This window comes from Kineosporia rhizophila (assembly GCF_021277265.1).
Classification (GTDB): domain Bacteria; phylum Actinomycetota; class Actinomycetes; order Actinomycetales; family Kineosporiaceae; genus Kineosporia; species Kineosporia rhizophila.
In genome coordinates, this window is sequence record NZ_JAJSOH010000012.1 from 69,124 (window position 1) to 91,518 (window position 22,395).

At 73.9% G+C, this 22,395-nt stretch carries 1 pseudogene; it reads right to left on the reverse strand.

Annotated features, from left to right (window positions below):
- Positions 1-28: 28 nt before the first annotated feature.
- A pseudogene (locus tag LWF15_RS18550) lies at positions 29-22,339 on the reverse strand (SDR family NAD(P)-dependent oxidoreductase); the annotation flags it as partial.
- Positions 22,340-22,395: the final 56 nt, after the last annotated feature.

Here is a 22,395-nt window from a genome sequence, read left to right on the forward strand (position 1 = left end):
CTTGCCACGAATCCGTAGCGCCGAAGCGCTAAATTCCCAGCTCTTTGTCGATGAAATCGAAGATGTCGTCGTCCTCGGCCGCTTCGATGCGATCGGCGACGGACACCTCCGGGCTGTCCTGGTCGTCCTCGGCCCGGTTGCGCCGCAGGGCGGTCAGCAGCTCCTCCACCCGGGCGGTGACCCGGGAACGGGCAGACTCGTCGGCCAGCAGGGTGGCCAGCGCCGACTCGACCTTCTCCAGGCCGGAGAACGCCGCCAGCACCTCGTTCTCGCCGCTGTCCTCGCCGCCGAGCTGGCGGTGCAGGTGACCGGTGAGCGCGTCCGGCGTGGGGTGGTCGAACACCACGGCCGCGCCCAGGCGCAGTCCGGTGGCCGTGCCCAGCCGGTTGCGTAGCTCGACCGCGGTGAGCGAGTCGAAGCCCAGTTCCCGGAAGGAGCGGCTGACCTCGACCGCCTCCGGCCCGGGAAGCCCGAGCACGTGGGCGGCCTGCGCCACCACCAGGTCGCGGATGGCCTTCTGCCGTTCGTCCGCGCCCAGGGTGAGAAGCCCGGCGGCCACGTCCTTCTCGCCGGCCACGTCGGGCACGTCGCCGCTGATCGGGGTGGTCGACGTGCGCCGGGCGGCGGCAGCCGGGACAGGCCCGGCGACCAGGCCCGCCGCGACCGGGGGCAGCCCCGCCGCGTCGCGGTTGCGCAGGGCCACCCGGTCCAGGCGGGCGGCCACCAGCAGGGCCCGCCCTGCGCCCGGGGTCTGGCCCTCGAGTTCGACGGCGTCGACGGCCACGTCCAGCAGGGCCAGCCCGTCGGCCGCGGTGACCGGTACGAAGCCCTGGCGGGCCAAGCGTTTGCGGTCGCCCTCGGTGAGGGTGCCGGCCATGCCGCCGGTGGTTCCGGTCAGAGCCGGGTCCAGGTCCCACGGGCCCCAGGCCAGTGAGGTGGCGGCCAGGCCGGCGCGGCGGCGGTGTCCGGCCAGTGCGTCGAGCACCGTGTTCGCTGCGGCGTAGTTGCCCTGCCCGGGGTTGCCCCAGGTGCCCGCGACCGACGAGAAGAGCACGAACCGGTCCAGATCCGCGTGCCGGGTGAGTTCGTGCAGGTTCCAGGCGCCGTCGACCTTGGGCCGCATCACCTCCTCCAGCGACTCGGCGGTGAGCGAGCCGATCACCGTGTCCTGCAGCACCCCGGCGGCGTGGAACACCGCACTCAGCGGGCGTTGCGAAGGGACGGCGGCCAGGACACTCGCGAGCGCAGCGCGATCCGCCGCGTCGGCGGCGACCATCCTTACCCCGATGCCGGTCTCGGCCAGATCGGCGGCCAGCAGGGCTGCGCCGGGAGCCGAGGGCCCGCGCCGGGACAGGAGCAGAAGGTCGTCGTCCTGGGCGCTGTTCTGGTGGGCCAGATGGCGCGCCACCAGGCCCCCGAGAGCGCCCGAGGCGCCGGTGACCAGGACCGTGCCGCTGCGGCGGGAGAAGCTGGGCAAGGTGAGCACCACCTTGCCCACGTTGCGGGCCTGACTGAGGTGCCGGAACGCCTCGGGGGTACGACGGACGTCCCAGGCGGCCACCGGGAGCGGCTTGAGCACCCCGGCGGCGAACAGGCCCGACAGCGCGGCGAACATCTCCGCGATCAGTTCGGGGGTGCAGTCGAGCAGGTCGAACGCCTGGTAGCTGAGACCGTCGTGTTCGACCAGGACCTCGTCCGGGTCGCGGACGTCGGTCTTGCCCATCTCGACGAAACGGCCGCCGGGCCCGGCGGCCAGGCGCAGCGAGGCGTCGACGAACTCTCCGGCCAATGAGTCCAGCACCACGTCGATGCCCGCGGCGCCGGTCTGGGCGCGGAACGCGGCCTCGAACCCGGTGGTGCGGGAGGAGGCGATCCGGGTCTCGTCCAGGCCCAGAGCGCGCAGCACCGGCCACTTCCCCGGGCTGGCGGTGCCGAAGACGTCGGCGCCCAGGTGCCGGGCCAGCTGCACGGCCGCGATCCCGACACCGCCGGCGGCGGCGTGGATCAGCACCCGCTCGCCCTCGCCGAGCCCGGCCAGGACCACCAGGGCGTACCAGGCGGTGAGGTAGACGACCGGCGCGGCCGCCGCCTCGGCCAGGCTCCAGCCGTCCGGCACCGGCACCACCAGGCGCGAGTCGGTGACCGCGACCGGGGCGAAGGCGCCGTCGAACAGGCCCATCACCCGGTCGCCGGGCCGGAACGAGGTGACGTCGCCGCCGACCTCGAGCACCACGCCGGCGCCTTCGAGGCCGAGCAGGCCCGCCTCACCGGGGTACATGCCGAGCACGTTCAGCACGTCGCGGAAGTTGACGCCCGCGGCGCGCAGGGCCACGCGGATCTCGTTCGGGGCGAGTGGACGGGTGCCGGCCCGGGTGGGCACCAGGGCCAGGTTCTCCAGGGTGCCCCGGCCGGTGCACTCCAGTCGCCAGCTCACAGTCGCCGAGCCGTCCACCTCGGCGGAGGCTACGCCGGTGAAGGCCGGGGACCGGCTCGCTCCCCCGCTCTCGCTGATCTCGTTCGGGTCCAGCGTGTCCACGGCGGGCACGGTGAGCCCGGCCGCGGCGCGGACCAGGCGCGGCATCAGGGTCTGCCCGGCCCGCACCGCCACCTGGGCCTCGTGCGTGGCCAGGGCTCCGGTGAGCGCCTCGATCGCGTTGTCCTGGGTCTCCAGGTCGACCAGGACGATCCGGCCGGGGTTCTCGGCGGCCGCCACCCGGGCCAGACCCCAGACACCGGCCGCGGTCACGTCGACCGGGGCAGCCCCGGCGTCCACGGCCAGCCGGGTGACCAGCACCAGCCGGCTGTCGGCCAGCTCGTCGGCGGCCAGCCAGTCCTGCAGGGTGCTGAGGACCGCGGCGACGGCGTCGCGGGCGGCACCGGGCAGTTCGACCGAGATGTCGGTGGGTTCGTCCTCGGGGATGCACGGCACGATCACGGTGTGCGGGCGAGACGCCTCGTCGGCCAGCAGTGCGGCCACGTCGGGGTGTCGGGTGACGCCGGGCAGCCCCAGAGTGCCACCCAGCACGACCCACCCGTCGATCTCGTCCTCGGCGGTCTCGTCCCCGCGGGCCGGGATCCAGTCGAGCTCGTAAAGGGCTTCGCGGGCCAGCTGATCGCTGCCCATCACTGCGCCGGCCGGGAGCGCCCGCAGCACCAGCGATCCCACGGTGGCGATCGGCGCGCCGGTCTCGTCGGCCAGGGTGACCGAGACGCCGTCGTCGTCTGCGGGTGCGAGCCGGACCCGGGCCGTTGTGGCTCCGGCGGTGTGCACGTCCACGTCGGTCCAGGCGAACGGCAGGAGCGGACCGGCCTCGTCGTGACGGGTGGTCCCGAGCAGGTGAAGCGAGGCGTCCAGCAGCACCGGGTGCAGCGCGAAGCCGGACACCGGCAGAGCGTCGCCCAGCTCCACCTCGGCGAACAGTTCCTCGCCCCGGCGCCAGGCCGCCCGCACCGCCTGGAACTGCGGCCCGTAGGCCAGACCACCGTCAGCCAGTTCCGGGTAGAAGCCGGCCAGGTCGTACGGCTCGGCTTCGGTCGGAGGCCACTCGGACAGGTCGGCCGAGGTGAGGTCGGCCGAGGTGAGGTCCTCGGCGGCCAGGACCGCTCCGGAGGCGTGCAGCGTCCAGGCTCCCGGGTCGTCCTCGCGCCGGGAGTGGATGGTCAGCTCGCGGGCGCCGTCCGGGCCGGCCGCGCCGACCGTGACCTGCACCCGGGCCGCGTCCTTGTCGGAGAGCACCAGCGGCGCCTGGACGACCAGCTCACCGATCCGCGTGCAGCCCACCTCGTCGCCGGCCCGCACCGCCATCTCGACCAGGGCCGCGCCGGGCACGACCACCCGTCCGCCGACGACGTGCTCGGCCAGCCAGGGCTGGGTGCGCAGCGAGAGCCGCCCGGTCATCACCACCCCGGCGCCGCTGGACAGGTCGAGCGCAGCACCGAGCAGAGGGTGGTCCGACGACTCGAAGCCCTTGGCCCCGAGATCGAACCGGCCGGTGTCAGGGGTGAGCCAGTAGGTCTGCCGCACGAAGGCGCGGGTGGGCAGGGGCACCCGCTGGGCGCCAGTACCGGTGAACATCTCGGCCCAGTTCACGTTCCCGCTGCGCACGTGCACCTGGGCCAGTGCAGTGAGCAGGGTCAGGGCCTCATCACGCTCGCGGCGCAGGGTGGGCACCCAGAGTTCGCCCTCGGCCCCGGTCTGCGAGCCCAGCCCGGTGAGCACCCCGTCCGGGCCGAGCTCGACGAAGGTACGCACCCCTGAGGCCCGCAGGGCGTTGACCGCGTCGTCGAAACGCACGGCGCCGCGCACCTGCCTCACCCAGTAGCCCGGTTCCAGCACGGCTCCGGTCACCGGTTCACCGGTGAGCGTGGAGACCAGCGGGACCCGCGGCACCGCGTACGACACCGAACGGGTGACCTTCTCGAACTCGGCCAGCATCGGCTCCATCAGCGCTGAGTGGAAGGCGTGGGAGACCCGCAGCCGGCGGATCCGCACCTCGTCCTTCTCCAGCTCGGCCGCGAGCGCCTCGACCTGGTCGGCGACCCCGGAGACGACCACCGCCGACGGCCCGTTGACCGCGGCGACACCGACCCCGTCGAAGGCCCCGTCGAAAGCTTCGAGACGTTTCAGCACAGCGGTTTCCGGCAGAGCCACGGCCAGCATGGCGCCACCGGAGGGCAGGGCCTGCATCAGCCGGCCCCGGGCGGCGACCACCGCGCAGGCGTCGGCCAGCGACCAGACCCCGGCCACGTGCGCCGCGGCCAGCTCACCGATCGAGTGCCCGGCCATCACCGAGGGACTCACACCCCACGACTCCAGCAGCCGGAACAGCGCCACCTCGACCGCGAACAAACCGGCCTGGGCCCACTGCGTCTGGTCGATTCGCTCAGCGTCCAGCACCGCCGTCCGGACCGAGCCGTCCAGGTGTTCCTCCAGCCCGGCGCAGACCGCGTCGAAGGTGTCGGCGAACACCGGGTGGGCGGCGTACAGCTCCTGCCCCATGCCCACACGCTGGGCGCCCTGGCCGGTGAAGACGAACCCGGTCTTGCCCACCGTCCCGGCCAGGCCGGTGATCGCCTTCCCGTCCAGGTCCCGCAGCGCCTCGGCGAGTTCGCCGGGGGTGCGGCCGAGCACGACCGCGCGGTGGGTCAGGTCGGGGCGCTGGGTGGTCAGCGACCAGCCCAGGTCGACGGCGTGCTCGGGGGTGAGCTTCTCGGGCAGGGCGTCGGCCAGCCGGGCGGCCTGGGCGGCCAGACCGGCCGGGCCACGACCGGACACGAGCCAGGGCACGACCGGCATCGGGGCGCGCTTCACCTCCGGCTCGGGCACCGGCGGCGCCTGTTCGATGATCACGTGGGCGTTGGTGCCGGAGAAGCCGAACGACGAGATGCCGGCCCGGCGGGGACGGCCGGTGGCCGGCCAGGCGGTCGGCTCGGTGACCAGCTGCACGGCGCCGGTCTCCCAGTCCACGTGCGAGCTGGGTGCGTCCACGTGCAGGGTGGCCGGGACGATGCCGTGCTGCATGGCCTGGATCATCTTGATGATCCCGGCGACGCCCGCGGCGGCCTGGGTGTGGCCGATGTTCGACTTCACCGAGCCCAGCAGCAGCGGAGCAGCCCCATGCGGTTCCTGACTGCGTTGCCCGTAGGTGGCCAGCAGCGCCTGCGCCTCGATCGGGTCGCCCAGCCGGGTGCCGGTGCCGTGGCCCTCGACCACGTCCACGTCTGCCACACCCAGCCCGGCCGAGGCCAGGGCGGCGCGGATGACGCGTTGCTGCGAGGGCCCGTTGGGTGCCGTGAGGCCGTTGGAGGCGCCGTCCTGGTTCATTGCCGACCCCCGCAGAACCGCGAGGATCCGATGTCCGTTGCGGCGGGCGTCCGAAAGCTTCTCCAGCACCAGGACACCCACGCCTTCACCCCAGCCGGTGCCGTCGGCGGCATCGGCGTAGGCCTTGCAGCGGCCGTCGGCCGCGAGGCCGCGCTGGCGGGAGAACTCCACGAAGGTGCCGGGCGTGGCCATCACCGTGACCCCACCGGCCAGGGCCAGCGTGCAGTCCCCGGCCTGCAGGGCCTGGGCCGCCAGGTGCAGGGCGACCAGCGACGACGAGCAGGCCGTGTCCACCGTGACGGCGGGGCCCTCGAGCCCGAGCGCGTAGGCCACCCGGCCGGAGGCGACACCGCCGGAGGTGCCGGTGCTCAGGTAGCCCTCGACCTCGTCCGGGGTGCTGCCGCCCACGCCGTAGTCGTGGTAGATCAGGCCGGCGAAGACCCCGGTGTCGCTGCCCTGCAGCCCACTGGGGTCGATGCCGGCGTCTTCCAGGGCCTCCCAGGAGGTCTCCAGCAGCAGCCGCTGCTGCGGGTCCATGGCCAGCGCCTCGCGGGCGTTGATGCCGAAGAAGCGGGCGTCGAAGTCACCGGCGTCGTAGAGGAATCCGCCCTCGGCGGCGTAGCTCTTGCCACCGGCGTCCGGGTCGTGGTCGACCACCCCGGCCCACTGCGGGCCCCGGTCGACCGGGAAACCGCCGACCGCGTCCTGCCCCTCGGCCAGCAGGTTCCAGAACTCCTTGGCCGACCCGGCCCCGCCCGGGAAGCGGCAGCCGATACCGACGATGACCAGTTCGTCCCCGGCTACCTCCGAACGGGCGCTGACGGCAGCCGGTTTCACCCGGCCGACGATCTCGGCGCGCAGGTGCGAGGCCAGCACGGTGGGTGTGGGGTAGTCGAAGACCAGGGTGGCCGGCAGTCGCAGGCCGGTGACGTCGTTGACCCGGTTGCGCAGTTCCAGCGCGGTCAGCGAGTCGATACCCAGGTCCTTGAAGGTGTCCCCGGCCTGGATCGAGTCGGCTCCGGGCAACCCGAGGACGAGCGCGGTCTGGGTGTGGATCAGGTCCAGCAGGGCCGGTTCGTGCTCGGTCTCGGGCATCGCGGCGAGCAGGTCGGCCAGTGCGTTGCCGCCGGCCCGGGCCGGGGTGCCGACCTTGCGGCGGGCCGCCCGGCGGACCACCGACGACAGCAGCGGGGCGATGCTCTCCTGGGCCTCCAGGGCCACCGGGTCCAGGTGCACCGGTACCAGCGCGGGCCAGGCCGCCGCGTCGGCGGCAGCCAGCAGGGCCAGGCCCTCCTCATTGGCCAGCGGCACGGTGCCGGAGCGGCTGAGCCGTTCCCAGTCGGCCTGAGCCAGAGCGGAAGTCATACCGCCGGTGCCCTCGGCCTGCCACGGACCCCAGGCCAGCGACTGGGCGGCCAGGCCCCGGGAGCGACGGTGGACGGCCAGGGCGTCGAGGAAGGTGTTGGCGGCGGCGTAGTTGGCCTGCCCCGGGTTGCCCCACAGGCCGGCGATGCTGGAGAACAGCACGAAGTGCCGCAGGTCCCGGTCCTGGGTGAGCTCGTGCAGGTGCCAGGCGCCGTCGACCTTCGGCCGCAGCACCGCATGCAGGCGCTGCGCAGTCTGGGCGCCGAACACGCCGTCGTCCAGCACACCGGCCGCGTGGAACACGCCCCGCAGGTCGGTGATCGAGGCCAGGACGGGTTCGAGGTGGGCACGGTCGGCGACGTCGCCCGCGATCACCCGCACCGGCCTGCCCTCACCAGCAATTTCTGCTGCCAGACGCGACAACTCGGGCGCGAGGGGGCCACGGCGCGAGAGCAGCACCAGGCCGTCAGCCTGGTCGCGGGCCACGAGATCGCGGGCCAGGATCCCGCCCAGAGCGCCGGAGGCACCGGTGATCAGGACGGTTCCCGGCGCGGAGGTGACGGCCGGGATGGTCAGGACGACCTTGCCCACGTTGCGGGCCTGGCTCAGGTGACGGAAGGCTTCCGGGGCCCGGCGCACGTCCCAGGTGGCCACCGGCAGCGGAGTGAGGACGCCGGCCGCGAACAGCTCGGACAGCGCGGCGAACATCTGCGCGATCCGGTCCGGGCTGGTGTCGAGCAGGTCGAACGAGCAGTACTGCAGCCCGTCGTGCGCGGCGGCCATCACCTCCGGGTCGCGCACGTCGGTCTTGCCCATCTCGACGAACCGCCCGCCCGCGGCCAGCCGGGCCGAGGCGTCGACGAACTCACCGGCCAGGGAGTCGAGCACCACGTCCACCCCGGCTCCCCCGGTGACCGCCCGGAACGCGTCCTCGAACTCCAGGGTGCGGGAGGAGGCGATGTGGGTGGCGGGCAGGCCGAGCTCGCGCAGCGTCTGCCATTTCGGGGTGCTGGCGGTGCCGAACACCTCCGCGCCCAGGTGCCGGGCCAGCTGCACGGCGGCGATGCCCACCCCGCCGGCGGCGGCGTGGATCAGGATGCGCTCGCCGCTGCCCAGCCCGGCCAGATCGACCAAGGCGTAGTAGGCGGTGAGATAGACGACGGGCGCGGCCGCCGCCTCGGTCAGGCTCCAGCCGTTGGGCACGGCGACCAGAAGACGTTCGTCGGTCACCACTTCGGGGCCGAAAGCGGCTGTGAAGAGGCCCATCACGTGGTCGCCGGGCTGCAGGCGGGTGACGCCGTCCGCCACCTCCAGCACCACGCCGGCCCCTTCGAGACCGAGCTGCCCGGCGTCGCCGGGGTACATGCCGAGCACGTTGAGCACGTCGCGGAAGTTCACGCCGGCTGCCCGCAGGCCGACCCGGACCTGGCCGGGGGCCAGGACGTTACTGGTCTCGACCGGGGCGAGGGTGAGGTTCTCCAGGGTGCCGCGGGCGGTGAAGTCCAGCCGCCAGTTCTTGTTTTCGGAACTGGGGACGGCGAGGGCCTGGGTCGGGCGGGTCAGTCGCGGCACGCGCAACTCGCCTTGGCGAACCGCGAACTCGGGCTCGCCCGCATCGATCCCGGCCTGCAGCAGGCCGAAGACTTCCGGCGTGCCGTCGAGGTCGGCCAGGACGAGGCGGCCCGGGTTCTCGGCCGAGGCCACCCGGACCAGACCCACAACAGTGGACGCGGCGGGGTCGGGAACGGCGCCCGGCCCGGCGTCGAGTGCGTGGTCGGTGAGGATCAGCAGCTGCGACTCGCCGAAGGCCTCGGTGCTGAGCCAGGTCTGGAGGCGGGAGAGCAGCTCGGCGGCCGTGGCGTGGGCGATCTCGGCGACCTCGGGCCGTACCGGGATGCCGACGGAGGCCACGGCCTCGATCCCGGCCCCGCCGCCGGCGTGGGCCGAGCTCTCGCCGCCGGCCTGGGCCGTGGCGTGAGCAGCGGTGTGGGCGGCTACGACGACCACGTCGGGGGCCGGGGCGCCGGCGGCCAGGGCCGCCTCCAGCTGGGCCAGGCCCTCGTAGCTCTGGACCGCTTCCGAGCCCGGCAGGGCGGTGCCCACCACGGCCCAGGTGCGCTCGGCGACGGCTGCGGCAGCCCGCACGGGCACCCAGCTCACCTCGTACAGCGAGTCCTGACCGGCCTTGTCGCCGGTCAGGCCGTCGGCCGGGAGGGCGCGCAGGACGAGCGAGGCGACCGAGGCGACGATGTCACCGTTCTCGTCGGCCAGGGTGACCGAGAAGCCCTCTGCGGCTGGGGCCAGACGCACCCGCACGGTGTCCGCACCGGTGGCGTGGACCATCACGTCGGTCCAGGCGAACGGCAGCAGTGGGCCTTCGCCGGGCTGCCCGGAGGTGCCGAGCAGGTGCAGCGAGGCGTCGAGCAGGGCCGGGTGCAGGGCGAATCCGTCGAGCTGGGCCTGCTCGGGCAGAGCCACCTCGGCGAACAGCTCGTCACCGCGCCGCCAGCCGCGCCGCACTCCCTGGAACAGGGAGCCGTAGCTCAGGCCGGTGGTGGCGAGGTCGGCGTAGAAGTTGTCCAGGTCGGTCTCGGCCGCACCGGCCGGAGGCCATTCGGTGAGCCGGGCCGGGGCCGGAACGTCGTCCGGCACCGCGAGCACACCGGTGGCGTGACGGGTCCAGGCGCCGGTGCGTCCCTCGGGCTGGGAGTGGATGGCCAGGGCGCTGCGGCCGTTGTCGTCCGCAGGCTCGACCGTGACCTGCACGCGAGTGCCGGCCATCACGTTGTCCGGCGGCAGGATCAGCGGGGTCTCGACCACCAGCTCCGCCACCCGGGTCTGGCCGGTCTCGTCCCCGGCCCGCACGGCCATCTCGACCAGCGCGGCGCCGGGCACGACCACCTGCCCGGCCACCACGTGCTCGCCCAGCCAGGGTTGCGAGCGCAGCGACAGGCGGCCGGTCAGCAGCACGCCGCCGGCGGCAATGGTGGTGCTCGCGCCCAGCAACGGGTGCGCGGCGCCGACCTGTCCCAGCCCGACCGCGTCGGCCGCGCCGCTTCCGGCCTCGAGCCAGTAGCGCTGCCGGGTGAAGGCGTAGGGCGGCAGGGTGACCCGGCGGGCGCCGGTGCCGGCGAAGAGCACCGACCAGTCCACGAGCCCGCCCCGCGTGTGCACGGCGCCGAGGGCCGAGACCAGGGTCTTCGGTTCGTCGCGGTCGCGGCGCAGTGCCGGGATCCAGGCCTCGTTCTCGGCGGCGAACCCGGCACCCAGGCCGGAGAGCACGCCGTCGGGGCCGATCTCGACGAAGGTGCGCACCCCGAGGTCGCGCAGGGCGGTGACGGCGTCAGAGAAGCGCACGGCCTCGCGCACCTGGCGCACCCAGTACGCCGGGTCGAGCAGTTCCGGCCCGGCGGGCAGCCCGGTCAGGGTGGAGACCAGCGGGATGCGCGGCGCGGCGTAGGTGACCGATGCGGTGACGGCCGCGAACTCGGCCAGCATCGGTTCCATCAGGGCCGAGTGGAAGGCGTGCGAGACCCGCAGCCGGCGCACCCGCAGGTTCTGCGCGCTCAGGTGTTCCTCGGCGGCGGCGACGGCCTCCTGCGGGCCGGACAGCACCACCGCGTCGGGGGCGTTGACCGCGGCGATGCTCAGCCCGTCGAACTGCGCGTCGATACCGGCGGTCAGCAGCCGCACGTCGTCCTCGCCGGCCCGCACCGAGAGCATGGCGCCGCCGGAGGGCAGTGCCTGCATCAGCCGGCCCCGGGCCGCGACCACCACGGCCGCGTCGGCCAGCGACCAGACCCCGGCCACGTGCGCGGCGGCCAGCTCACCGATCGAGTGGCCGGCCACGGCCGAGGGCTGAACGCCCCAGGACTCCAGCAGCCGGAACAGCGCCACCTCGAGCGCGAACAGCCCGGCCTGGGCCCACTGCGTCTGGTCGATCTGCTCGCCGGCCAGGAGCACGTCCCGCAGCGAGCCCGGCCCGCCCAGGTGCTCCTCCAGCGCCGCGCAGACCTCGTCGAAGGCCCTCGCGTACACCGGGTACACCTGGTACAGCTGCTGGCCCATGCCGGCCCGCTGCGCGCCCTGACCGGTGAACACGAAGGCGATCTGGTCACCGCCGACGGCGCCCTCACCGGCCGGGCCGGCGATCAGCTCGTCCAGGCGGGTGAGCAGTTCGTCGCGGGAGCTACCGGTGAGCACCGCGCGCTCGGGCAGGTGGGCCCGGGCGGTGGCCAGCGACCAGCCGACGTCCAGCGGGTCGAGTTCGGGCTGTCCGTGCAGGTGCTCGCGCAGCCGGAGAGCCTGGGCGGCCAGGCTGTCGCGGCCCCGGGCGGAGATCGTCCAGGGGATCACCGGCATCGCCACGACCGACTCGGCGGAGCCGTCGGCGGTGGGGACGACGGTGGCCCGGCGGGCGGTGTCCTCGGCCGGCGCCTGCTCGAGGATGACGTGGGCGTTGGTGCCGGAGAAGCCGAAGCTGGAGACGGCGGCCCGGCGCGGGCGGCCGGTTTCCTGTCGATCCGGCCACGGCGTGGTCTCGGTGACTAGACGCACCGCCCCGGCGTCCCATTCCACGTGTGCGGACGGCTCGTCCACGTGCAGGGTGGCGGGGACCGTGCCATGCGCCATCGACTCGATCATCTTGATCACACCGGCCACCCCGGCCGCGGCCTGGGTGTGGCCGATGTTCGACTTCACCGAGCCCAGCAGCACCGGGTTGCGGTCGTCGCGGGCCTGCCCGTAGGTCGCGATCAGCGCCTCGGCCTCGATCGGGTCGCCCAGCCGGGTGCCGGTGCCGTGCCCCTCCACCACGTCCACGTCAGCCGCCGAGAGCCCGGCGGCGGCCAGGGCCGACTGGATCACCCGCTGCTGCGAGGGGCCGTTGGGCGCGGTCAGGCCGTTGGAGGCGCCGTCCTGGTTGACCGCCGTACCGGCGAGCACCGCCAGCACCCGGTGCCCCTTGCGCCGGGCGTCCGACAGGCGCTCGACCACCAGCATGCCCACGCCCTCGCCCCACCCGGTGCCGTCGGCGGCCTGGGCGTAGGCCTTGCAGCGGCCGTCGCTCGAGAGCCCCCGCTGCCGGGCGAACTCCAGGAACGTTCCGGGCGTGGCCATAACGGTGACGCCACCGGCCAGGGCCAGGTCGCACTCCCCCGAGCGCAGGGCCTGGGCGGCCAGGTGCAGGGCCACCAACGAGGAGGAGCAGGCCGTGTCCACGGTGACCGCGGGTCCCTCCAGACCCAGGGCGTAGGCGACGCGACCGGAGGCCACCCCGCCCGAGCCACCGGTGGTCAGGTAGCCCTGGACCTCCTCGGGCATCACCCCGCCGACCGCGTAGTCGTGGTAGATCAGGCCGGCGAAGACCCCGGTGGCGCTGCCGTGCAGCGAGCCCGGGTCGATCCCCGCATCTTCCAGCGCCTGCCAGGAGGTCTCCAGCAGCAGCCGCTGCTGCGGGTCCATGGCCAGCGCCTCGCGGGGGCTGATGCCGAAGAACTGGGCGTCGAAGTCGCCCGCGTCGTGCAGGAAGGCACCGGTGCGGGTGTGCGGGCTCTCGCCCTCGAACACCCCGTCCCAGGTGGGGCCGCGGTCGGCCGGGAAGGTGGAGACGGTGTCCACGCCGTCGGCCAGCAGCTGCCAGAACTCGCCGGAAGAGCCGACGCCCCCGGGGAAGCGGCAGCCGATGCCGACGATGACCAGCTGGTCCTCCTCGGTGCGAGCGACTGTGGGGACCAGTTCGCGGGCCGAGGACGCGACCACGTCCTCGGGGATCAGCCGGGCCCGCAGGAAGCCGGTGAGCAGAGTCGGCGTGGGGTAGTCGAACACCACCCCGGCCGGCAGCCGCAGGTCGGTGACCGAGCCCAGCCGGTTGCGCAGCTCGACGGCGGTGAGCGAGTCGATGCCCAGGTCGCGGAACGCGGCGGACGGCGAGACCGCCTCGGCCCCGGACATTCCCAGTACCAGGGCGGCCTGCGCCCGCACCAGGTCGAGCACCGTGCGGTCACGGTCGGCCTCGCTCATCGAGGCCAGGCGCCCGGTCAGCCCAGTGCCACCTGCGCTCGCCGCGCCGGCCACGCGCCGGGTACGAGAGACGGTGGTCTGCCCGGACGTGAGGCCGGAAAGCAGCGCAGGCAGGGAGCCACGGACCGACCGCAGCGCCAGACGAGCAGGAACCAGCAGGGCGTGCGGCAGGCCCAGGGCGGAGTCGAGTAGTGCCAGCCCTTCGGTGGCGGTGTGCGGCGCGAGGCCCTGGCGGGCGAAACGCTGCCAGTCGGCGTCGGTGAGCGCGTCGGCCATGCCGCCGCCTTGAGCGGCTTCCAGCTGCCAGGGGCCCCAGGCCAGCGACGTGGCCGGAAGGCCTTCCGCCCGGCGGGCTGCGGCCAGGGCGTCGAGGAAGGTGTTGGCCGCTGCATAGCCGGCCTGACCGGCGTTGCCCCAGAGCCCCGCGACCGACGAGAACAGCACGAAATGATCCAGATCCGCACCCCGGGTGAGGGCGTGCAGGTTCCACGCGCCGTCCACCTTGGGCTGCAGAACCGACTGCAGTCGCTCGGGGGTCAGCGCGGCGATGACGCCGTCGTCGAGCACGCCCGCCGCGTGCACCACGGTCCGCAGCGGGGCCGCAGCAGGAAGATCACCAAGAACGGACGCCAGTTGGCTGCGGTCGGCGACGTCGGCTGCGAGCAGCTGCACATTCACCCCGCGCGCGGCCAGATCGGCCACCAGGGCGGCGGTTCCGGGCGCAGCCGGGCCGCGGCGTGACAGCAGCACGTACTGTTGTCCGACACTGCCGACGCTGGCGGAAGCCACCAGATGACGGGCGACCAGGCCGCCCAGCGCACCGGAGACTCCGCTGATCAGAACGGTTCCCGAACGCCGGAGCGAGGGCAGCGTGAGCACGACCTTGCCCACGTTGCGGGCCTGGCTCAGGTAGCGGAACGCCTCGACCGCCTGCCGCACGTCCCAGGCCGCCACCGGCAGTGGCCGCAGCGAACCGTCGGCGAAGAGCGCCGAAAGCGCCTGGAACATCGGGGCGATCGCACCGGGGTCGAGCTCGAGCAGGTCGAACGCCGAGTAGGCCAGACCGTCGTGCGCGCGGGCCACCTCGTCCGGATCCCGGACGTCGGTCTTGCCGATCTCCACGAACCGGCCCTGGGGCCCGGCCGCCAGCCGCAGCGATGCGTCGACGAAATCCCCGGCCAGGGAGTCCAGGACGACATCGACCCGGCCGAACGCGTCCTCGAACTCCAGGGTGCGGGAACTGGCCACGTGGTCCGGGTCCAGACCCGCCGCGTGCAGCATCGGCCACTTGCCCGGGCTGGCCGTGCCGAACACCTCGGCGCCCAAATGGCGGGCCACCTGCACGGCCGCCGAGCCGACACCACCGGCGGCGGCGTGGATGAGCACCGACTCGCCCGCCTGCAGCCCGGCCACCGAGACCAGCGCGTGCCAGGCGGTCAGGTAGACCACCGGCGCGGAAGCGGCCTCGGCCATCGTCCAGCCGTCCGGAACCGGCGCCAGCAGCCGCTCGTCGGCAATCGCGATCGGCGCGAAAGCAGCCTCGAAGAGGCCCATCACGGCATCTCCGGCCGCGACCGAAGTCACCTCCGAGCCGGTCTCGAGCACCACACCGGCGCCTTCGAGACCCAGCAGCCCGGGATCGCCCGGGTACATGCCGAGCACGTTCAGCACGTCCCGGAAGTTCACCCCAGCCGCCCGCAGCGCCACCCGGACCTCCCGAGGGGCCAGCGGACGTCCATCGGTGTCGGTGGGCTTGAGCGCCACGTTCTCCAGCGTGCCGCGCTCGGTGACGTTCAGCCGCCAGCTCGGCTCCCCGGCCGGCACCGCCAGACCGGTCTCGACCCGGGCCAGCCGCGGAGCCAGCAGCCGGCCGCCGCGCGCCGCGATCTGCGCCTCACCGCAGGCCATGACCTGTGCGAGAAGGTCCGCCGGGGGCGCATCGTCCAGGTCGGCCAGGACGACCCGTCCGGGCTGTTCGGACTGGGCCACCCGGACCAGGCCGACCACCCCGGCCACCGCGGGCGAGACCGCCACCGCACCGGCGTCGACGGCCCGTTCGGTGAGCACCAGCAGCCGGGTAGCGGCCAGCTCCTCGGCCTTCAGGAAGTCCTGCAAAGTCTTGAGCACGGACGCGGTGAGGGCGTGTGCACGCGCCGGAACGTCGGCCTGTTGTGGGCTTTCGGCGACCCGGAAGATCAGCGCGTCGGGCGCCGGGGCGCCGTCGGCCACGGCCGCCACCACTGCGGCCACGTCCACGAACGAGGGGGCATCGGACGGGGCTGCGCTGCGGTCGGCGCCCAGCACGGCGAAGCGCACGGCCTGCTCGTCGGTCGGTTCGGCCCGGTCGGGCACGGGCACCCAGGTCAGCCGGTGCAGCGCCTCGGCGAGCAGGGGGTCCTCGGCCAGTCCACCGGCCGGCAGGGGCCGCAGCGTCAGAGAACCGACCGTGGCGATCGTCGCACCCTGCTCGTCGGCCAGCGCCAGCCCGAAACCGTCGGCCACCGGTGCGATGCGCACCCGGGCCATCGAGGCGCCGGTGGCCTGCACCACCACGTCGTTCCAGGCGAACGGCAGGTGGGCGGTCTCCTCCCCGGCGATCAGGTGCAGCGCCGAGTCCAGCAGCGCCGGGTGCAGGCCGTAGCCCTCGACCTCGGTACCGGCTCCGAGCGCCACCTCCACGAAGAGCTCGGTGTCGCGCCGCCAGGCCGCCCGGACCCCCTGGAACGACGGGCCGTAGGGCAGGCCCAGACCGGCCAGCCGCTTGTAGAGTCCGCCGATGTCCTGGGCCACTGCACCGGCCGGCGGCCAGACCGCCATGCTGATTTCGGCCTGGTCAGTTTCAGTCTGGGCGGTTTCGATCCGGCCAGTTTCGGTCTGGGCGGTTTCGGTCTGAGCGTTCTCGGCCTGGGCGAGCACACCGGTGGCGTGCTCGGTCCACGGCGCGCTCTCGTCCTCGGGCCGGGAGTGGATGGCCAGCGGCCGCTCGCCCCGCTCGTCCGGTTCCCCGACGGTGATCTGCACCTGGATGCCGCCGCGGGCGGGCACCACCATCGGCGCCTGGATCACCATCTCGGCCAGGCGTGAGCAGCCGGTCTCGTCGCCGGCCCGGATCGCCATCTCGACCAGCGCCGCCCCGGGCACCACGACTCGTCCGGCCACGACGTGATCCGCCAGCCAGGGCGGCACGTTGCGGGACAGGCGCCCGGTCAGGACCAGGCCGCCGTTGGCGGGCAGTTCCACGACGGTGCCCAGCAACGGGTGACCGGAGGCACCCAGGCCACTGTCCTTGGGACGGGCGCCGGTGCGGGGCGAGAGCCAGAACCGCTGCCGGGTGAAGGCGTAGGTGGGCAGGGCAACCCGCTGGGCCCCAGGGAGGACGGCGGCCCAGTCGACCTCGACGCCGCGAGCCCCCAGGGCGCCGATCGCCGCCACGACGGCGACGCTCTGATCACGGTCGCGCCGCTGAGCCGGGATCCACACCCCCGCGCCGTGAACGGCGCCCAGGGAGGTGAGTACGGCGTCGGGACCGATCTCGACGAAAGTCCTTACGCCGATGCGTTCCATGGCCGTGACGGCGTCGGCGAAACGGACGGCCTCGCGCACCTGCCGCACCCAGTACAGCGGGTCGAGCAGTTCTTCGGACGCCAGTGCGCCGGTGAGCGTGGAGACGATGGGGATGCGCGGGGGCGCGTAGGAGACGGAGGCCGTCACCGCCGCGAACTCCTGGAGCATGGGCTCCATCAGGGCCGAGTGGAAGGCGTGCGAGACCCGCAGCCGCCTGGTTCGCACATCGGTGGCCGAGAGTGCGCGCTCGAGCGACGCCACCGCGTCCTCAGTTCCCGAGACCACCACCGCTTCGGCGGCGTTGACCGCCGCGAGACCGACGCCGGGGATGTCGGCGATGGCGGCGAGCACGTCGGCCTCGCCCGCCCGCACCGACAGCATCGCCCCGCCGCGGGGCAGAGCCTGCATCAGCCGACCGCGGGCGGCCACCACCTTCGCGGCGTCGTCCAGGTTCCAGATGCCGGCCACGTGGGCGGCGGCCAGTTCACCGATCGAGTGGCCGGCCAGGGCCTGCGGCTCGACGCCGAACGAGGCGAGCAGCCGGAACAGCGCCACTTCGACGGCGAACAGTCCGGTCTGGGCCCACATGGTGTCGTCGATCGGGCCGGCGTGACCGTCGAGCACGCTCTTCAGCGACTCGGGCTGGGCCAGGTGCTCGTCCAGCGCGGCGCAGGCCTGGTCGAAGGCGGCGGCGAACACCGGGAAGGCAGCGTACAGCTGCTGGGCCATGCCGACGCGCTGAGCCCCCTGGCCGGTGAAGACGAAGCCGAGCAGCCCGGCGCCCTGGGTGATGGTGCCGGAGGGTTCGACAGCTCTGAGCCCACTGATGAGCTCGTCGCGGGTGGCTCCGGTGACCACGGCCCGCTCGGGTAGACCGGTGCGCACCGAGGCCAGCGACCAGGCCAGGTCGGCGGGGGTGACCGCAGGGCGGTTCGCGAGGAACTCAGCCAGCTGGTGGGCCTGGGCCGGCAGGGCGTCGGCGGTGCGGGCCGAGATGATCAGGGGTACGGCAGGGTCCGCCGCCCGGCCGTTCGGCGCTCCGGCCGAGACCTGCTCGACGCCTGCGGCCGGGTCACCGGAACCGGCCGTGACCGGTCGGGCCTCGTCGGGCGCCTCGGCAACCGTGGTTGCGACCGGGTCGGGAGCCTGTTCCAGGATCACGTGTGCGTTGGTGCCGCTGATGCCGAACGACGAGACACCGGCCCGCCGCGGCCGGCCACGATCGGGCCAGGCGGCCGCCTCGGTGAGCAGCTTCACCGTGCCCGCCGACCAGTCCACGTGCGTGGTGGGCTCGTCGGCGTGCAGGGTGCGGGGCAGTTCGGCGTGCTGCAGGGCCAGGACCGTCTTGATGATCCCGGCCGCGCCCGCCGCCCACTGGGTGTGCCCGATGTTCGACTTGATCGTGCCCAGCAGCAGCGGGTGCCCCGCGTCGCGGGCCGAGCCGTAGGTCGCGATCAGCGCCTGCGCCTCGATCGGATCGCCCAGGCCGGTGCCGGTGCCGTGCGCCTCCACCGCGTCCACGTCGGCCGCGTCCAGGCCCGCTCCGGCCAGCGCCGCACGGATCACGCGCTGCTGCGAGGGCCCGTTCGGGGCGGTCAGGCCGTTCGAGGCGCCGTCCTGGTTCACTGCGGAGCCGGCCACCACGGCCAGCACATCATGGCCCAGTCGGCGGGCGTCCGAGAGTCGTTCCAGCACGATCACGCCGGCGCCCTCGGCCATTCCCATGCCGTCGGCGCCCGCCCCGAACGCCTTGCAGCGCCCGTCGGAGGAAAGCCCCTGCTGGCGGGTGAACCAGGTCAGCCACGAGGGGGTGGCGTGCACGGTGACGCCACCGGCCAGCGCCAGGTCGCACTCACCGCTGCGCAGGGCCGAGGCGGCCAGGTGCAGGGCGACGAGCGACGAGGAGCAGGCCGTGTCCACCGTGACCGCGGGGCCCTCGAACCCGAACGTGTAGGCCACCCGCCCGGACAGCACGCTGGTGGCGCTACCGGTGCGCAGATGCCCCTGAAGGTCGGCCGGGCCGTCGTCGCCGTAGCCGGACGAGGCGGCGCCGATGTACACCCCGGTGGCCGAGCCGCGCAGGCCCGGGATGTCGATCCCGGCCCGCTCCAGGGCCTCCCAGGCGGTCTCGAGCATCAGGCGCTGCTGCGGGTCCATCGCCAGCGCCTCGCGCGGGCTGACCCCGAAGAAGGCCGCGTCGAAGTCGGCGACATCGGGCAGGTAACCACCGCGCTGAGCGGCCTGCCCCTCGAGTTCCCAGCCGCGGTCGGCCGGTGCCTCGCCGATCGCGTCCACCCCCTGGGAGACCAGCTGCCAGAGTCCCTCGGGGTCCCGGACGCCGCCGGGCAGACGGCAGCTCATGGCAACGATGGCAACCGGCTCGTCGATCGCCGCCGCCACAGTGGAAACGGGGCGCGACTGCGCGAGCTCGGTGGCACCCAGCAGCTGGGCGCGCAGGAACCCGGCCAGGACGGCCGGGGTGGGGTAGTCGAACACCAGCGTGGTGGGCAGCGTCAGACCGGTGGCGGTGTTCAGCCGGCTGCGCAGCTCGACCCCGGCCAGCGAGTCGAACCCGCTGTCCTTGAAGGTGCGTCCGGGGTCGATCGCGTCGGGGGTGGCGAGGCCGAGCAGAGCCGCCGCGTGGGCCTGGATCAGCTCCAGCACGAGCTGGGCCTGCTCCCCCGCCGCGCGGCCGGTGATGCGCTCGCGGATGCCGCCGACGGTGGCGGTCTCGAACGCTTGCACCGTCGGCACGTCGGCGCCCCGGTTCGCCGGGTCGAGCCAGAACCGCTGGTGCTCGAAGGCGTAGGTGGGCAGGTCGACGGGGGCGGCAGCGGGCAGCACCCGGGCCCAGTCGACCGGCACGCCCCGCACGTGGGCCTCGGCCAGCGAGGTCAGGAATCGCTCGGCGCCATCGTCTTCGCGGCGCAGCGTCGAGGTGACCACGGGCGCCGGGCGCAGGGCGGCCCGGCCGGCCCGGGCGTGCTCGATGGTGGAGGTGATCGGCCCGGTCAGCACCGGGTGCGGGGAGATCTCGACGAAGATCTCGTAGCCGTCGCTCTCCAGCCGGGCCACCGCGTCGGCGAAACGCACCGGCTGACGCAGGTTCTCGACCCAGTAGGCAGCGTCCAGCAGCTCGACCGGCTCGGCCGTCACCGACGAGACCATCGTGGTGCCGCCGCCCAGCGACTGCACCCCCCGAAGCTCCTCGAGCAGCTCCGGGCGCACATCGTCGACCTGCGGGCTGTGCGAGGCGTAGTCGACCGGTAGAAGGCGGTGACGGACCTCGTCGCGCTCGCACCCGGCGGCGATCCGGGCCAGCGCCTCGGGGTCACCGCTGACCACGGTGGCGTCGGGGCTGTTGATCACGCCGATCGCGACCTGCCCGGCGAACGGCTCGATGCGGGCGGCGACGGCCTCGGCCGACTCGGCGATCGAGAGCATACCTCCGCGCCCGGCCAGGGCCCGCAGTACTCGGCTGCGGCGGGCCACGATGCGGGCCGCGTCTTCCAGGGTGAGCAGACCGGCCACGTGGGCGGCGGCGATCTCGCCCTGGCTGTGCCCGACCACCGCGGCGGGCGCGACGCCGGACTCCTGCCAGAGCGCAGCCAGGGCGACGGTGACCGCGAAGAGTGCGGGCTGGACCACGTCGACGCGCTCAAGGCTGGGCGCGTTGTCAGCACCGGCCAGCACGTCATCGAGAGCGGCGCCGTCCCAGTCCAGGTGGGGGGCGAGGGCACGTTCGGCCTCGGTGAGCCTGGCCGCGAAAATGGGCGACGACTGGGCGAGCTCACGCCCCATACCGAGCCACTGCGAGCCCTGGCCGGGGAAGACGAAGACGACGCGGGGGTCGGTGGCGGAGTGAGCGGTGCCGGCCACGATGGCGGGCGAGGGGCGACCGGCCGCGAGGTCGGCGAGCAGGTCGGCTGCGCCCGGCAGGTTCGCTGAGTCCGGATTGCCCGAGCCGGAGGACGTGCTCGTGGCCCCGACGGCCTCGACGGTGTCCACGGCGGCCGTGGCCGCGGGGTCGGTGGTGACCGAGGCGTCCGGGCGGCTGGTGATCAGGACGGCGCGGTGCTCGTGGGCGGTGCGGGTGGTGGCCAGCGACCAGGCCACCGAGGCCGGCTCGAGAGCCACTGCCGTGGCCAGGTGCTCGCTCAGTCGCGCGGCCTGGCCGGCCAGCGCGGCCTCCGACCGGGCCGAGAGCAACCAGGCGGCCGGGGCGGGCGCACCTGCGAACAAACCAGGCCCACCGACGTTTTCAATCTGGCTCGGGGTCGCGCTCTGGGTGGGGGCCTCTTCGAGGATCGCGTGGGCGTTGGTGCCACTGATACCGAACGACGACACGCCGGCCCGGCGCGGGCGGCCGGTCTGCGGCCAATCCTGTGGCTGGGTGAGCAGGTTCAGCCCGGAGGCGGCCCAGTCCACGTGCGGCGTGGGGTCGCTGATGTTTAGCGAGGCGGGGAGCATCCCGTGGCGCAGCGCCATCACGGTCTTGATCACCCCGGCCACCCCGGCGGCGGCCTGGGTGTGGCCGATGTTCGACTTCACCGAACCGACGTGCACCGGACGATCGGCCGGGCGGGCGGCGCCGTAGGTGGCCAGCAGCGTGCGGGCCTCGGTGCGGTCGCCCAGAGGCGTTCCGGTGCCGTGCGCCTCGACCGCGTCGATGTCGGCGGCGCTCAGTGCGGCGGCGGCCAGGGCGTCGCGGATCACGGCTTCCTGCGCGGTGCCGTTGGGCGCGGTGAGCACCGTGCTCGCGCCGTCGTTGTTGATCGCGGTGCCGCGCAGCACGGCGAGCACGCGGTGGCCGTTGCGCACCGCGTCCTCCAGCCGTTCCAGCACCAGCAGACCGGCGCCCTCGGACCAGACCGTGCCGTCGGCGTCGGCCGAGAAGGCCTTGACCCGGCCGTCCGGGGCCAGGCCGCGCAGGCGGCTGAACGCGACGAAGTTGCCCGGGGTGGCCATCACCGACACACCACCGGCGATCGCCAGCGAGGTGTCGCTCTGGCGCAGCGCCTGGGCGGCCAGGTGGATGGCCACCAGCGAACTGGAGGCCGAGGTGTCGACCGTCAGGGCGGGCCCGTTCAGGCCCAGGGTGTAGGCGATCCGGCCGGACATCACGCTGGTGGTGGTGCCGGTGAGCAGGTGCGCCTCGATCGCCTCGGGGGCGTTGTAGAGCGAGGGGCCGTACTCGCGGGGCTCGGCGCCGACGAAGACGCCGGTGCGGCTGCCGCGCAGCGCCGCCGGGTCCAGCCCGGCGCGCTCCAGGGCCTCCCAGGCGACCTCCATCAGCACCCGCTGCTGCGGGTCCATGGCCAGGGCCTCACGCGGGGAGATGCCGAAGAAGGCCGGGTCGAAACCGGCCACGTCGTCAAGGAAGCCGCCCCGGTCGAGGTAGCTCGCGCTGGACAGGGAGTCCAGGTCCCAGCCGCGGTCGCCGGGCAGGTCGGAGATGACCTCCCGCCCGGTGACCGCGACCTGCCACAGGTCCTCGGGCGACCGCACGCCGCCGGGGTAGCGGCAGGCCATGCCGACGACGGCAAGGGGGACCGAGGACTGCTGCTGCTCGGGCTCGCTCATGACTGTGCTCCCTGGGTGACGCTCAGACCTGGACCCGG